Source organism: Catenovulum maritimum (assembly GCF_001050375.1).
GTDB lineage: Bacteria > Pseudomonadota > Gammaproteobacteria > Enterobacterales > Alteromonadaceae > Catenovulum > Catenovulum maritimum.
The window spans coordinates 63,134-79,361 of the sequence record NZ_KQ130496.1; the positions used below are offsets into that span (position 1 = coordinate 63,134).

Annotated in this window: 13 protein-coding genes; 2 read left to right on the forward strand and 11 right to left on the reverse strand. The window is 39.2% G+C overall.

The features are described 5' to 3' along the window. The 10 genes from cas1e to XM47_RS13880 form a co-directional block, all read right to left on the reverse strand. Complete coding sequence (gene cas1e / locus XM47_RS13835) at positions 1-918, reverse strand: type I-E CRISPR-associated endonuclease Cas1e (RefSeq protein ID WP_048693666.1); 918 nt, start codon at positions 916-918, stop codon at positions 1-3. 23 nt (positions 919-941) lie between these two features. Continuing rightward, positions 942-2,417: a type I-E CRISPR-associated protein Cse1/CasA gene (locus tag XM47_RS13840; protein WP_048693668.1), complete on the reverse strand. Its 1,476-nt coding sequence runs from the start codon at positions 2,415-2,417 to the stop codon at positions 942-944. Then, the gene (gene cas5e, locus XM47_RS13845) at positions 2,404-3,051 is read right to left on the reverse strand and encodes a type I-E CRISPR-associated protein Cas5/CasD (RefSeq protein WP_048693670.1); all 648 of its coding nucleotides are present in this window, start codon (positions 3,049-3,051) and stop codon (positions 2,404-2,406) included. Before cas5e ends, XM47_RS13840 begins: the two co-directional genes overlap by 14 nt. A gap of 37 nt (positions 3,052-3,088) precedes the next feature. Beyond that, positions 3,089-4,261 carry a type I-E CRISPR-associated protein Cas7/Cse4/CasC gene (gene cas7e / locus XM47_RS13850; protein ID WP_048693672.1) on the reverse strand — a complete coding sequence of 391 codons (1,173 nt, stop codon included), beginning with the start codon at positions 4,259-4,261 and terminating at the stop codon, positions 3,089-3,091. 30 nt (positions 4,262-4,291) lie between these two features. Next, positions 4,292-4,708 (reverse strand): hypothetical protein, encoded by a 417-nt coding sequence (locus XM47_RS13855; protein WP_048693675.1) that lies wholly within the window; start codon positions 4,706-4,708, stop codon positions 4,292-4,294. A 15-nt stretch (positions 4,709-4,723) separates the two neighbouring features. After that, the gene (cas6e, locus tag XM47_RS13860) at positions 4,724-5,269 is read right to left on the reverse strand and encodes a type I-E CRISPR-associated protein Cas6/Cse3/CasE (protein WP_048693677.1); all 546 of its coding nucleotides are present in this window, start codon (positions 5,267-5,269) and stop codon (positions 4,724-4,726) included. Between the two features lie 15 nt (positions 5,270-5,284). Beyond that, the gene (cas3, locus tag XM47_RS13865; RefSeq protein ID WP_048693680.1) at positions 5,285-7,711 is read right to left on the reverse strand and encodes a CRISPR-associated helicase/endonuclease Cas3; all 2,427 of its coding nucleotides are present in this window, start codon (positions 7,709-7,711) and stop codon (positions 5,285-5,287) included. 56 nt (positions 7,712-7,767) lie between these two features. Next, positions 7,768-8,007, reverse strand: coding sequence for a hypothetical protein (locus tag XM47_RS13870; protein ID WP_048693682.1), 240 nt, complete (start codon positions 8,005-8,007; stop codon positions 7,768-7,770). Positions 8,008-8,096: 89 nt separating this feature from the next. Beyond that, positions 8,097-8,951 carry a helix-turn-helix transcriptional regulator gene (locus XM47_RS13875; protein WP_048693685.1) on the reverse strand — a complete coding sequence of 285 codons (855 nt, stop codon included), beginning with the start codon at positions 8,949-8,951 and terminating at the stop codon, positions 8,097-8,099. A gap of 329 nt (positions 8,952-9,280) precedes the next feature. Next, positions 9,281-11,488, reverse strand: coding sequence for a sulfatase-like hydrolase/transferase (locus XM47_RS13880; protein ID WP_048693770.1), 2,208 nt, complete (start codon positions 11,486-11,488; stop codon positions 9,281-9,283). A gap of 339 nt (positions 11,489-11,827) precedes the next feature. Here XM47_RS13880 and XM47_RS13885 point away from each other — a divergent pair, with 339 nt between their 5' ends. Together XM47_RS13885 and trmL are read left to right on the forward strand one after the other, a co-directional pair. Next, a complete protein-coding gene (locus XM47_RS13885) occupies positions 11,828-12,331 on the forward strand; it encodes a DUF1003 domain-containing protein (protein WP_048693773.1) in 504 nt (167 codons plus the stop codon). 90 nt (positions 12,332-12,421) lie between these two features. Continuing rightward, positions 12,422-12,898, forward strand: coding sequence for a tRNA (uridine(34)/cytosine(34)/5-carboxymethylaminomethyluridine(34)-2'-O)-methyltransferase TrmL (trmL, locus tag XM47_RS13890; protein WP_048693687.1), 477 nt, complete (start codon positions 12,422-12,424; stop codon positions 12,896-12,898). Positions 12,899-13,262: 364 nt separating this feature from the next. Here trmL and XM47_RS13895 read toward each other — a convergent pair whose 3' ends face one another. Beyond that, positions 13,263-16,070, reverse strand: a complete 2,808-nt coding sequence (locus tag XM47_RS13895) for a bifunctional aconitate hydratase 2/2-methylisocitrate dehydratase (protein WP_077066569.1) — start codon at positions 16,068-16,070, stop codon at positions 13,263-13,265. Positions 16,071-16,228: the final 158 nt, after the last annotated feature.

Here is a 16,228-nt window from a genome sequence, read left to right on the forward strand (position 1 = left end):
TTATTTAGTCCTATGCCCTATATCGCCTATTGATTCTGGCTCAGGTATGGCTGGTGGTTGGGCATCTTCTGGTGGTTTAGGTGGTGCGATTTCCCCCGCAGCTAACACTTCCTCAATAAGCGGGATCAATTTTTTCAATACTTTATTTGTGCGAAACAGTTCTCGGCAGGCGATTCTTACTTCTTTATCTGGTGAATAAGGCTTGGCAGCTGAAATTTTGAATGCTAAAGGCACAACCGTTTCAAACTTCAAAATATCGGCAATATCGTAGACAAAAGAAAGCGGCTTACCTGTATGGATAAAGCCGATAGCTGGTGCATAACCGGCAGCTAAAATGGCTGCTTCAGTTACTCCGTAAAGGCAAGATGTTGCGGCACTAATACAGCGGTTAGTAACATCTCCTTTTTCCCAATCTTTGGGGTCGTATGATCGGCCTTTCCAGTCAACATTGTATTGTTTAGCCAATAATTGGTAAGTTTTACGAACTCTAGCGCCTTCTATACCTCTTAGTTGATCAACGCTTCTTCGATCTGGTGCAGGTTCGCCAAACCTTAACTCGAACATTTTTCGTACTACTTTTAGGCGCAGATTTTCGTCTAAAGCTAACTTTGCTTGATAGAGTAATTTGTCTGATCTCGCGCCCCCTGGTTGTCCAACAGAGTACAAGCGTACACCAGCTTCACCTACCCAAATAAGTAATGTACCAGTGGCGGATGCAAGTTTTACTGCTGCGTGGCTCACCCTTGTACCAGGTTCAAGCATAATACTGACAACAGAGCCTACAGGTATGTGCATACGTTCGCCATTTTTATCAATGACAACAAATGCACCGTCTTTCACATCGATTTGTCCCATGCCAACAAAGATCATTGAGTTACGATCTTTGATAGGGATGGGTTTTAGCGGGAGAAAAGCCATAAATAATCCTGCTTAATATCCATTTACTTTGTCCTATAAAGTGCACTTCTACCTTTAACTAGAGCTTTAAACAAAGGCAAGTCATGCTGATATTTGCGCTGTACTGTTTTGAAGACGGCTTTCGCTTCTTTGTTAAGCGCAGCTTTAGCCTCTGTTCTTAAATCTGCTGCTTCCTTTCTATCTACGTCTAACAATATCTGTTGAATAATTTGCTGTGCATTCGCGACAAATCGTTGCATGGCCTGTTCTTTTATCCTACTAACAAAATTCTTGTCATAACCAGTAACAAACAATTTATTGAAAGCATGTGATAACGCTTCTTTTTGCCGCAGTCCGGTATCAATAACTTCAGAAATGCGCCTCGTATTTTTGGATAAGGTTGATGGCATTGAATATAAATCGTAAACGCGACTAACGACCGATGCCTTTTTAGTAATATTTCCACCAATAATCAGGTTTATAGGTACTTTAAAATTTTCTCTAAATTGGGTGACAATGTAGGAAGGGATCGCATTGCTATTATCGTTAATATCTTGCTCAATCACTAAGGAAGCTAAATCTTGCCAAGAGCTCCAAGTGAGTCCAATAGGTACCAAAGAAAACACTCCTTTTTCAGAAACGCTTCTAGGTGTATACGGGTGTAGCCATAGCCCAGCCCCATTTTCTTTGCCTTTGTCCGTCTTAACCGAGCCATATTTTCCATTATATTTTAAATAATCGAGCGTGCGATAGGTTACACCTGACTCTGCACCACAAATATCGCAAACGCAATTGCCTTCTTGCTTACCAAGTTTAATGTGATATGCCAGAGCAAATAAACCTCGACTCAATCCTATTTCACTTGCAGAGTACAACTTGCCTTGCGGTGGGTCTGCCCACATTAGCAAGTCACTCACCGACTCATTAAGAACAGAGAGTGAATCATAGAAATCTATTGCGACCGTATTAAATAGAATTGTTTCCTTCAATGACTTGCCACTGATTAATGTAGTTAAAACCCCTCCACCTCGGATTCCTGTAGCCCCGTATCTTCCAAAATATTGTCCACTGATGTTCATATGCAAGTTGTAATTTAGAACATGAATACAGTCAGAACAGGCAATACTTACCTTGTCAGCATCAGAAAAAAGGCCTGATGCATCTTTAGAGTCACCAAATTCGATTCCTGATATCAATTTTGAAACACTAGCGGTTTGAAATCCTTTCTCACCACTAGATTTGGATTGCATAAAACTATCGTCTTCAAACCACTTAGTTTCAATTTTGCTTAGTGTAGTATCATATTGCTCAGCAGTTATCCCACTATCTAAATAGCCTTTTAACTCAGTAACAGTTGGTTTTAATACCACAGTTGTTAACGAGGCTAACATCTGAAGCATAGCTAGTTGAATTTCGTCAAAAAAATACTGTAATTGGTAATCAGTATCAGTTGTTAATATCTCTTTTAACGAAGCCTTGCCATGGTTAGTTGAAATAAACGGATCTTTAAGCAGATTCATGATTAACCTCCTGCACATCTTTAAATAACTGGCCACTGACAAATACAGTTCTCATGGCATATTTCCGGAATACTGGGGTTAATTTATCTCGAACTTGTAAACTTGCTACTAAGTTTTCACCTTGAATATCACTGAATATTTGCCCTTTTTCAGCACGGCTTTTTAGAGCGATTGCTGGGTTATCAATATCCACTAAGTCTTCATATAAAGGCCGAGTTAAAGGGCAGGATTTTCGGCCTTGAAATAATGTGAATTTAGGTGCTTTAACTGCACAAATTAACTTTTGGATAAGTTCACTTGGCGCAGTGATCGCAAAGGTATATTCACTATCACACCAATATTCTCGGTAAGTCGGTTTGGTGCCTTTTTGAATTTTTCCGTCTGGGCTTCGAAAGTTTTGTACTGTGTGATAGTCCATCATTTTCTCGCCAGCATTATTCACCTGCACAGCAACCAATATATTTTCGGATAATTCAAACAATTGTTGCTGATTAGTCCGTTCAATACCTAGAGCAGCCGCAAGCAAACCAATAACCGCAGAACGAGTCGGAAAATGGTTTACCTTACGGTGCACATCAAAGGTTTGTAAGCCGTAAGCCGACAAACCTTCAGTTTTTAAAATAAGCGTCTGCATATTTAACTCCTTAATTGAAAGTTAATGTTCAACAACCTTAAAACGTCAGTTCGCTTATTTTGTTTACTTTTTCCACTAACTTACTGTTGAGCGTATTGGTTAAATCAAACGCTTTAGCCTTTGATTCAAGTTCATAACCATTTACTAAGGTTTCGTAATGTTTAACTAAACTTTCAATTGAAGCTTCCATCACTTCGCCTGTGTTTGGAATTGGTTTTCTGAAGGCATTTACTAACGAAATAGGTTGTGTCGATTGCTCTAACATCACAAATTCTGCAAAATTATAAGCTGCAAAAGTTTTTTGTTTAGCTGAGGGGGTAATCTGTGCGAAGCACTTGGTAATCGCGCACACAATATTGGCTGTCTCAATTACAGGTTTGCCTATTGTTTGTGCAAGTAAGTCAACGTTGATTGACGCATATCGATAGAAAACACCTGAACTAAACTCGGTTGTACCAATATGACCTGATCCTTGCTCAGCTAAATCATCACAGGCTGTGAACCAATCCACTTCTATATCAGCACTATGAGTAGTAATACTATGAGCCACGCTCATTGATGCTTCAGCATTTCTATTGTGACAACTTGTATCCATGCGACCAGATAAAGCGACATCCAAAACAGGAATCACAGAGAAAATAAGCTCATGAAATGCCTGTAAAGATTTTTTATAGGTTGTTACATCTGCTTTTTTTGGTTTTTCAGGTAATCCTTGGATAATCGCGGCATAAAGATCAGGAAATGACTCTTTTGATATAACAATTAACTCTCTAATTTCTCCAACTGAGAATGGTTGAACTGTTTTAAATACGCGTATCTTTTCACCTGTTTTTACTTTTGTTTTGGTACCATCCTCTGTAATTTCATCGACTTCAATTTCTTCAGTTTCAATATTTGATTTCAAACTATCAGTTTTAGGATTGATAGAAAGTGCCTCAATAACCGCTTTTATTTCATTCATTGGAAATTCAGTAACATGTGACGCGATATTTTCAATCAATTCATCAACAAGGCGTGTTCTAATTGATACCTCATCTACATTTTCTTTGTACAAATCACTTTGGCGAATTGCTCGCTTTAAACATTGGCTAGAAATACGGCTGCGGGTTGTGCCGCCAAATACTGCTGTTTTTTGCAAACCCGAATCGTCACGATTCATCATTGATGAAGGATGAGAAATTAAAGCGTGGATATTGATAAAAGTGGTCATAATTTTGTCCTTAATAAATTGAATTCTGAATTAATCTTGGCTTGCTAAAATAAAGTCTTTTAATAAATCTCGTCTGGCTTGTTCACCCCAATATTGGGCAAGCTTACCGACACTGGTTAAGCTTATTTTTTTACAGCGGATAAGTTGGCGTTTTAAATATTCAATTGAATTATCACCACCACGGGTGATTTGTACGATTTGCGTTTCTTTAACACCGGCCTTGTTCAATGCAATAGCAACAGAATCTGCTTCAGACTCATCAGTTATATCAATCGAAGACAGTAAAAATAAAATTCGTTGGGTTTGCGAGTTATCCTTAGCTCCCGTGAGTTTCAGCACTCGAAAATAAGCAGGACAATTAGCTAACTTTTTTAAATTGCAGCGTTTTAATTCGGCTAAATCGCCTTTGGATAAACTTGCATAAGCGTTATAAATAGTTTGGTACATTAACTTCTCCATTTGTTAACCCGCCTTTGCTAAAGACAATAAGCCAGCACCTGCATGTTTTTGCCGACCAATCCCCATGACAAGTGCTTGGTAAATTTGTTCTGGATCGATTATTTGCATAATGCCTTCAAAACAAACAAAGCGATTGTTAAAGCTTTTTTTGCTTTTAACCATGCGCGGTTCCATGGCTGTAACTGTGATATTGGCACCCGTTAATTTGCGATGTAACCAAGCGATTTGCTCGTTTTCATCTTTTATCTCAATCACTTTTTTACCTTGGCTTAAACATTTTGTTGGATAAGCCAATAGCTTAAATTTATAGAAATCTTGGGCATGCAATTGCGGATTAAATGCTTTGCTTTGCAACACTTGAGCATTGGCATGGCTTGTTGGCTGACTGCTTGATTGCAGTAAAACGCTTACTTTCCCATTACTTGCTTGGTTTTCAACTCTAAACAAATGATCGCGCCTGCGCTCAGGCGTATTGGGGAATAACCCCCAAATTGCCTGATGTTGTTGATAGGTATCTGTGACATTTAATGCCACTAATGAGATATACACTTTATGTCCTCCTTGTTAACTTTTATTTTGCAAGTTAGGCAAAATAGCCCCTAACTCGTTGTAAATAATATCTTTATTGATAACGGCTTTAATACAGTAAAGATTAGTATCTTGATTGCCTTTGGCATGCTTTTTAGCAATTGAAATTGTGCTGCGCTCCCTGTCTTGCTGTTCGTTATAATTACCGCCATGAAACAAATTCCCTTGCTCGTCTAATATCACAACAGTTACTGTCATCTCGCCTTCACGGGTTAACATGGCACAGCGAGGATCAACATCATTTAATGGTTTTGAATCTAATACGCTATACATTTTGGCCGTGTATGCAGAACCATCTTGCTCTTGCTGATAAACTTCATACAAACCAGCTAATTCAGCAGGCTCATTAACATAAGCTTGTTCTCCATGAACATATTCAATCGCTTCGCGATAGCAAGCTGGAAAAACTAGACCTTCATGTTCCTGCTTTTGTAAATATTGTTCGGTTCGATAAAGAACTCTGGTATTGCGGTAAACATAACCGCTCCCAAGGTAGTGATTTTTCCAATTTTTAACTGGATTTCTAGGTAAAAGAGTTATGAATGTAGGTTGTGTGATAACTCCACTTCTTGCAGGCAACTCTGTATTAATTCGATCGTGACGCCATAAACGCCCCATACGTTGCATCAAAAACTCAATAGGCGCAATTTGGCTGATCATTAAGTCAAAGTCTAAATCTAATGATTGTTCTATAACTTGGGTGGCAATTAAAATTCTGCCTGTGCGTATAGCTTGCTTGCCGTAGGTAGCTAATACTTGTTTCTCTTTGCTACCACGATCTGCAAAAGTATAACGAGCATGGAACAGATCGATTTCAATGCAAGTTGATCTGGTTTCTGCAAGGGAGCTCATTTCAATATATAAGGTTTGGGCGTCGGCCACTGTATTACAAACTATGCCAATAACAGCCCCAGCTTGCGCCTTTTCAAGTAAATTTAATTGCTGCTGTTCATTTGGCAATAAAGTATCTGAAGTCCAATTTTCTAGCGAGACTATTTTGTTAAGTGTTGCTTGTTCTAGCGTAAATTCTTGGGTATTCCCTGATAAATCCACATGCGTAACTAACGGGTATTCTTTGCTAACCGCCTTGCCACCATAAGGTTTTAGCAATTTATTTTTAAGATCACTTGGCAAGGTGGCAGACAATAAAATTACGCTGGAAAATGCTTGATGTTGTCCTTTTAACACTTGGTCAATTAGTGCATACATGTACGCATCAAAACTATGAATTTCATCCAAAATCAATACCGATTTACGCGTACCAAATGAGCGAATAAACTGATGTTTAATACCTAATACACCCATTAATATTTGATCAACTGTCGCTACCGACATTGAACCTAAAAATGCCCGTTTATTGGATTGGTGCAAAAAACCATTTTCATCAGGAAATAAATATTTTGATTTTCCATGTGCCAGGGTAAGCGTGCTATCTGGGAATAGTTTGTTTGCAGCCTCACCTATCCGATCAAATAATCCATTGGCAGTTGCTTGTGTGGGTAAGCCAAAAACAATTCCGTCGGCTAAATTAGCCTCGACTAACATTGACGCGTACGCCAATGCAAACTCAGTTTTACCCGAACCGGTATCAGCTTCCACTACGGTTAAACCCGTTGATAACGGTAATTTAGCAAGTATTGTTTGCACACCCCTTGGCTGATAAGGTGCAAACAAAAATTCGAAGCCAAAACCATTCAGTTTGTTTATTACACCTGATTCGATTAAAGCAGCTTTGGCTCTTGATAACCCTTGTTGGTAATAAACATATAAATCCATTTCTTCTGTGGTGAAATTGGTGATTGATGAACCAATCCAATCAGCAACACTGCACAAACCAGCTAGCATAGTAATTTCACCAACGTCAGGTATCTCGGATAATCCTGTAAATTCTAAACAAAAGGCTATCCATTCTTGACGTGCGAAGCTATCAAGTTCGATTAGCTCCTCGTCTGCATCAGGTTCTATTAAATTTCTGTCAATTGACATATCGCAATAGCCGTGATGGCCAGCAACAGCTTTCATTGCCTCGTTATGGTCGTACATTTGTATAAAATGTAAATAACCATGTGAGCCATGATTATATTTTTCTGGTGTAACCTCATACTCATCACCTTGAAGTTCGAGGCGAATATCTTCAACAAAATTTTGAAACCTAGCATCAAACTTGCCCAAATCATGCAGCAATATATAAAACAGCATAATAGACCGCGCTTCTTGTTCTGTACGATTAATTTGACTGGCTATTTGTTTTAATAAAATGCGTGATTCTGTTAGCCAGACATCAGCAACCGCCGCCACATCTAAACAATGATATGGCAACAAGTGATAATCAGCGCCTGGTTGTTCTGAATCTTTTTTCGCTTTACCCCAGTATTTAAAGTAAGGCATGCTTTTATTGTCCATTACAAAAATCTCTTATGTCTGAATGCAAAATCATTTTTAAATCGCTTGGTGATAAATCATCCATGTTGTTCATCCTTGCTATTTTGTTTTACCCCCAAAGCTTTTAATGTAGCGGGTAGGGGCGTTTTATTGCTTGGGTAGGTAGAGGTTATTTTTAGCTGTACTTGCCATTGTTCAACTTGCTCCCCGTTTTTGGCTTTTAATACTTTTTTAGAGGGCTTTGTTAGGCTTAATATTATGTTTAAGGCAATTAAATACAGTAAGCCAATTACGAGTAGTAACACTAAAAATTTCAAAATACTTACCTCCGTTTTTGGTTATTCAACCTTGGTTTTATGTTTGCTGCAATGTCTGTTTTTGTATACAGCGATCAATTTGACCTAGGTTATTTAGGCGGTAAATATGGTTTTAGTTGTTTTGCGCATTCGGGCTTTAAAATTATTTGTTGGGCTTCTGGTGTTGCTTGCCAAATATCGATTCTTAGCTTTATCAGCAAATATTTTACTAATGCTGCTCGGCAATTAATGCGTAGCTCTCCGTTTTGCATTTTAAATTCGGTCTCAATACAGCTTTTTTGAATCGAACTTAGTCTGGGATCAGGCACTAAGATCAGTTCAACTTGGTGTTGCCAGTCGTAATCGTCTTGCTTTGTTTTTCTTTTATATTCAAATGTTTGCTCTGTGTTTATTGGCGCTGAAAAACGAGATAGGTTTAAGTCTAAAAAGGTTTGGTTTTTTTCGTCGTATGCTCTAACGTGCCAGCGTAATCCATCGAACACTATGGTGTGTGGTTGTATTACTCGGGTCGTAAATTCGTCACTTTTTAGAGATAAGTAGTTAACTTTCAATCGAGTGTTTTTTATACAGGCTTTGTATATTTGTTGAAATATCTGTTTGTTTATATGTCTAGGTGGGGTTAGTACATGATCAAAATATCGCTCATTTTGATCTACCTCTATTAAATTTAATTCTGTATTAAATTGGGCGAATTCGGTTAAGTTGCCATGGCTGTAATGTAAGGTGAATTTCTCTGTTGCGAACCAAGCTTTCTCTGAGTTGTTGTAATCTAGATAGTCTGGGTGTTCTTGTTTGTAGTCTTGAAGATCGCGTTTAGCGGTTGCCGCTGAGTAGTTAAATTGTTTCGCTAAGCAAGCGGGCGTGATGTAGCCTTGCCAATTTATACATATTTCAATGAATCTTTTTGTAGCCGATTTATTGGATGCTTGCAGTTTGAGGCTCAAAATTAATTCCTTTTAATTATATTTGTCCTTTGATATTAAATTAGTTTATTCCCATTTGTTTGAAAAACAACTGCTTAAATACTTTGACTGATGTTCATTAGTCCATTTTCGGTGTTTTGGGTTTGCTTACTGTGTTTGTATTCAAATTTGTTTGTGGTAGGGACAGCTAGGGCAAACAAGCCAAATTGGTTGTTACTCCAATTTGGCTTGTTTGGTTATTGTGCGGCTGATTGTGTTTTATTCAGCTTTTGTTTGCGTTTTTGGGCGTCTTTCCTTTTACCTTTTCTTTTTTCTTTTCCCTTGTTTTGTTTGCGGCCGTTCCGACCCCTTCATTTGTCAAATGATGAGTCTGGTGTGCCTTTAAAGCAAGCAAGTACATATGGGTAGTTATCAGTAATGTAGTAACCATATACACCGTTTTGTGTCATGCCGTTACATTCGTCTAAATCGCCAAGTCCTTGTACATATTCGTAATCGTCTCTGAATGTGCCGTCGTAGCTGCCGCCTGGTTCACCATCGCCACTTGGTCTGGTGCCTGCTTTTGTCATATAGCTAGAAACAGCTTTGCGAACCACACCTGAGCTGTCTTTAAAGAAAGGACCAAATATTGGGAAACCATCCGCCGCAAACCCTATCACTGGTGATTCAACCGCTTCGGTTTGGTCGTAGAATGCGTTTGGAGTACCGTGATAGTGGTATGTGCCATCTGGTTGGGCGTGTGCGTTGTGTGTATCCACTCTAAAGCCATTTGCTGCATGCATTGGATCGTAGCGCCAAGGGGTCGACATGTCGTTACAGCCCACTTTGCCATTACCTATACCGAAACAGCCTGCCGCTAATAAGTCGACTTTTACGCCATTTAATAAGAGTGCGTTGTCAGTTTGTAAAGATAGCGCGGTTGTTTGTGCTGCAAAACTAGGCGTTGTGGTTACTTGAAATTGATCAGATTGGGCCGACACTTGGTTTGGAAAACTGCTGTCGCCGTCATTAAAATTGTGATTTGGGATCGCGTTGGTATTAAACACACATTTATCACCGACTTGCGTGATTTTTAAATCACCTTGATGTGAGAGTGATTCGTTTATGTCTAATACGTCAGAGATGTAGTTATTAACGTAGCTAGTACATGTTTCGCTTCTGTTGGTAAAGGTGGCATTGGTGATGTCTATTGCATCTGTATTGCCGCCATTGCTATCTCGTTCTAAGATGGAATCTAATTTGCTGTCTAGCAGTTGATAGGCTTGGTTTTGTTCTGTTGTTAATGTACCTGTTGCTAGTAGTTCTGTGATTTCGACCGTTTCATCTTTCAGGCTGTAAAATTCTTGAGTGCCGGTTGTTGATTCGATTAATTTGTAGTCTTGATTACGAATGGCGTAGCCGTTTGTGCTGTCACTTTGGTAGTTTACAAATGAGTAATCACGGGTGTTGGCTGTGTCTGTTGATAGTATGTCTTTGAAGCTTTCGCTGTCATGTTTTTCATTTAGATCTAAGCCGGCAATTTCTGCTATTGTGGTGAAAAGGTCAGTTGAGTTTACGAGTTTAGTTTCTCTTTCGCCTTGACGCGTAACACCAGCGCCAGATACGACAAATGGGACATTTACGCCGCCTTCATATAATGTACCTTTGTTTTGTCCTCGTTGTAATTTTAGCTTGTCGAGCACTGCCGCCGGTGAGCCATTATCTCCAATATAGAGCACAATTGTGTTTGCTCTTGCTTCTGCAGACAAGCTGGTTAGTAAGCGGCCAATTTCTTTGTCCATTGCTTCTATTGCTGCTAAAAAGTATTCACGTTTATTGTTGTCGATATCTGTGCTGTCGCCCGATAAATCTCTGCTATGTAAATCGGTCGGTGGTAAGTGAAATGGCGAGTGGGGCGCTGAGTAAGCGAGCCAAGTAAACCAAGGTTTTTCTTGATCTTGGTTGTTGATCCAGTCTATCGCAAGGTCGGTAATTTTGCTGGTGTGGTATTCGGTTGATGTCGTTGTTTGACCATTTATTGTTAGCTGCCAGTTGTAGTAGTCGCCTGGGTTAGTTAGGTTGCCTGCGTAATGGTCTATGCCAAATTGGTTTGGTCTTGAGTCGTCGTTGTCTGTCCCTAAATGCCATTTACCAAAAAAGCCTGTTTGGTAGTTTTGAGTTTCGGTTTGTGATTTTAGTAGGCTTTGAATTGTTTCTGTGCCAACCGCTAAATTACCCGGTACAGATGATATACCGCTGTGAAAACCATATTGGCCTGTGAGTAATGCCGCTCGTGTCGTTGAGCAAGCAGGCGTTGCCCAAGCATTGTCAAATACAATGCCTTCACTTGCTAGGCTATCGAGTGTAGGAGTTGTTGGTTTGTCATTAGTGTAATTGTATTGCGCTGAGGCATCTATGCCTTGGTCGTCACTGATAATTAATAGGATGTTAGGTTGTGAGCTTGGTGTAACTACAGTGCCACCATCATTATTATCAGATGTGTCTTCGTCTGGATTCACACTTAGTTGACAGCCGTTTATTAATAAACAAGCGCTTAAGGCTAGGTAGGTTTTATTCATGTTTACCTCGGTTTGCTTTGTTAACCTGTTTTTTTGAGTTGTGTTTGCTTGCTTTAGTGCAGGCACAAAATCAGGTTTTTGGATCTGGTTAGTTATACCCTAGCTATAAATCTTAAGAGTATCCAATCGTTTTACACATTCTTGCGAAACTTCCTTATTTCTTCCTTATTTGCCAATTTTTCTTATGCCTCATTTGTTTTACATTAGGCTTTAATCTCTTGTTTCCTTTAACATCCTTTAGTGTCAAACTTTAGCTTAAATGCAAAACTCCTAAATGAAATGGACTTAACTGTTAGTCGGATTGAATTTTTGAGCTATGAAATTTATTGGGTGTTATTTATGAAGAAATATTTTGAAAATTTAGCGAATGCTTTGTTGGGTGTGCCATATAGTGATTTAAACTCTGGTGAGCAAAAGGTTATTGCTAGTATCGCGCAAAGTACATCTGTTTCTGAAAACGTAAATAATTCCTTTCAAAGTGGGTTAACCTTTGGTCAGCGTACTGCAGATAAAATTGCGACTTTTGGTGGCTCATGGGCCTTTATTGGGCTGTTTTTTGCGTTCATTCTTGTATGGATTGTCATTAACACTTACTGGTTAGTTGGTGAGCAAATATTTGATCCGTATCCTTTCATTTTGTTGAATCTTGGACTTTCTAGTTTGGCTGCTTTTCAGGCGCCTATTATTATGATGTCGCAAAATAGACAGGCTGAAAAAGACCGTATGAAACAAGAAGCAACTTTTGAAATTAATTTAAAGTTGGAACTGGAGTTAATGCGGCTGCATGAAAAGATGGATCGTGTGCTTGGCGAAAAGCGAGATTTAGAGGATATGTCTAATTGATTATCCGCTTTTAATTTATCTAAATTAAGGTTTCTTGAATTAGGCTGAAAGCATTACAATGGTGGCAAGTATCGCTTTGGAAAAATTGTCATGTTACATATAGTTTTACATCAACCTGAGATCCCACCTAACACAGGTAATATTATCCGCTTGTGTGCAAACTCAGGGTTTAAGTTACATTTAATTGAGCCATTAGGCTTTGAATGGGACGATAAGCGGGTTAAACGAGCTGGCTTAGATTATCATGAATTTGCCGATGTAAAACGTCACCCTAATTTTCAAGCTTGTGTTGATGAAGTAAAACCAGCCAATATTTATGCTTGCACAACACACGGTACACGCTTTCATTCTGATGTTGAGTATCAAGCTGGCGATATGCTGTTATTTGGCTCTGAGACTAAGGGCTTGCCAATTGAAATTCGTGAAGGCATGATTAAGCCTGAAAATCGTTTGTTATTGCCTATGGTGCCAGAGAGCCGCAGTTTAAACCTGTCTAACTCGGTTGCTATTTTTATCTACGAGTCTTGGCGACAGCTTGGGTTTGAAGGCGCTAAACCTTTTAAGTAACCTATTTCGAATTTAGATTAATTAACTTGAATTGAAAGTTAATTATTGTAACCGCTTTATTTTAGTCATAAAAAATGACTTCAGTCTCATGCCAATCAGTTAATTGGTTGGCATTTTAATTAGCAGATCAAAACCCCTATCCTTAGTTCTACCGCTTTCAACGCCTTACCAATTACTTTCTCAGTATCTGATTAATAATACTTGGCTGGTGCAGTCATTACATCAGGTTTCATATTGGTTTAGCTCTATTAGTTATGGAGATAGAGGAGATGAAAAATGGGTAAAAAAAATGCCGTCCACCTGAAGGGGACGGCATTTACATAAGATATCAGTCTTATTTTTTGATTAAACCTACAAGGTTAGTTTAATCGATTCTTTGTGCTGGAATCGCTTGGCTAAATTTATTTGTCATTGCTTCTTCAGGCGGTGTAAATTTAGTTAAGTCGATACCTTCAACCGCTGCTTTGTATTCTTCAATAGTCGGGAAGCGACCTAATACAGTAGAAAGAACCACTAACGGTGTAGAGCCTAATAAAGATTCACCTTTCTTCTCAGCTGAGTCAGCTACAACACGACCTTGGAATAAGCGAGTCGATGTAGCGATTACTGTATCACCAGGTTCTGCTTTTTCTTGGTTACCCATACATAAGTTACAACCAGGGCGTTCTAGGTAAAGGATATTTTCGTATTTAGTACGAGCAGCACCTTTAGGGTTTGCATCGTCAAAAACAAAACCTGAGTATTTTTCTAATACTTCCCAGTCACCTTCAGCTTTTAACTCATCAACAATGTTATATGTTGGTGGCGCAACAACTAATGGAGCTTTAAATGAAACTGTACCGTTTTGTTTTTCAAGGTTACGTAACATTTGAGCTATGATTTGCATGTCACCTTTGTGAACCATACATGAACCAACAAAACCTAAATCTACTGGCTTACCATCGTAGTAAGATACTGGACGGATAACGTCGTGCGTATAACGCTTAGATACATCTTCGTTATTCACGTCTGGATCAGCAATCATAGGCTCTGCAATAGCGTCTAAATCAATCACTACTTCAGCGTAGTATTTAGCGTTATCATCAGGTGCTAATGCAGGTTGTTCGCCTGACTTGATACCTGCAATACGCTCATCCGCTAACTTAATTAAGCCAGCTAACATACCTGCTTCGTTGTCCATTCCTTTGTCGATCATGATTTGGATACGGCTCTTAGCAAGTTCAATTGACTTGATAAGTGTTTCATCATTAGAAATACAGATTGAAGCTTTTGCTTTCATTTCTGCTGACCAGTCAGTGAAAGTAAACGCTTGGTCAGCCATTAAGGTACCAATGTGTACTTCAATGATGCGGCCTTGGAATACGTTTTCGCCACCAAATTGCTTAAGCATTTGTGCTTGAGTCGCGTGAACAACATCACGGAAATCCATGTGTTGAGCCATTTCACCTTTAAAGGTTACTTTTACTGACTCTGGAATTGGCATTGCTGATTCACCTGTCGCTAATGCAATCGCAACCGTACCTGAGTCAGCACCAAACGCAACACCTTTAGACATACGAGTATGTGAGTCACCACCAATAATGATTGCGCGATCATCAACCGTGATATCGTTCAATACTTTATGGATAACGTCAGTCATTGAATGATAAACGCCTTTCGGGTCACGTGCTGTGATTACGCCGAATGCGTTCATGAATGCCATTAATTTAGGCGTATTTGCTTTCGCTTTGTTGTCCCATACAGATGCTGTATGACAACCAGATTGGAACGCACCGTCAACAGATGTAGAAATAGTAGAAGCAGCCATAGCTTCTAATTCCTGACATGTCATTGGACCAGTTGTATCTTGAGAACCAACAATGTTTACTTTAACACGAACATCTGAACCCGCGTGTAAAGGCGCATCAGAAGCAACACCTACCGCATTTCGGTTAAAGATTTTTTCAACCGCTGTCAGACCTTGGCCTTCGTGAGAAACTTCTTTTGCAAGTGCGTATACTGCAGGCGCTTGAACACCTAAGGTTTCTGCTGCAAATGTTTGTAATTTCTTACCGAATGTTACGGCGTAAGAACCGCCTGCTTTCATGAACTCCATTTTTTGCGGAGTAAATGCAGAAGACACGTCAACTAACTCTTTGTCGCCGTTGTATAATTTCTTCGCTTTAGTATCAATTGTTAATACTGTACCAGTTGCTACTGAGTAAGCTTCTTCTAATACAGGGTCGCCGTTTTCATCAGTTACTGTGTTACCGTCAGCATCAACTTTCTTAACCCAGTTTTTAAGGTCAAGACCGATACCGCCTGTAACGTCAACAGTCGTTAAGAAGATAGGTGCGATACCGTTAGTACCTGCAACCACTGGTGCTATGTTGATGAATGGAACGTAAGGACTAGCTTGTTCACCTGCCCATAATGCTACGTTGTTTACGCCAGACATACGAGAAGAACCAACACCCATAGTGCCTTTTTCAGCAACTAGCATTACTTTCTTATCTGGATGCTGCGCTTGAAGTGCAACGATTTCTTGTTGTGCTTCTGGCGTGATCATACACTTACCATGTAATTCACGGTCTGCACGAGAGTGAGACTGGTGACCTGGAGATAGTAAATCAGTAGAGATATCACCTACACCAGCAATATAAGTAACCACTTCGATTTTTTCTGCAACATCTGGTAATTTTGTGAAAAATTCCGCTTTTGCATAACTTTCCAAGATGTCTTTAGCAACGGCGTTGCCTGCTTTGTAAGCCGCTTCAAGACGAGCAGTATCTGCGTCATAAAGGAATACTTGAGTTTTTAATACATCAGCCGCAGGTGCCGAAACAGAAGCATCGTCGCTTAATGCAAGATCAAGAAGGACTTCGATTGAAGGACCACCTTTCATGTGTGAAAGTAATTCAAATGCAAACTCAGGCGTGATTTCTTCAACTTTTTCTTCACCAAGAATAATTTCTTTTAAGAACTTGGCTTTAACACTTGCGGCACTTGTTGTACCCGGTAATGTGTTGTAAATGAAGAATTTTAATGAATCTTCACGGTACTGGTTTCCAGTATCTTTAATCTGGGCAATAATTTCAGATAGTAGGTCAGCACTATCGATTGGCTTCGGGTTTAAACCAAGATCAGTTTTTCGGCTTTCGATTTCAGCCAAATATTCTTGATACAGACTCATTTAAATACCTCTAAGTAATTGTTAATTTTTTAATCCAGCTGATTTATCTTTTTACTATGTTAAGTAGTAAAAGCGACTTGTAATTATTGTACCAGCCTTAATTTATTTATTGGATATACGACTCGTTAATAGAAGGAACGACAGTATCAAATTTATTA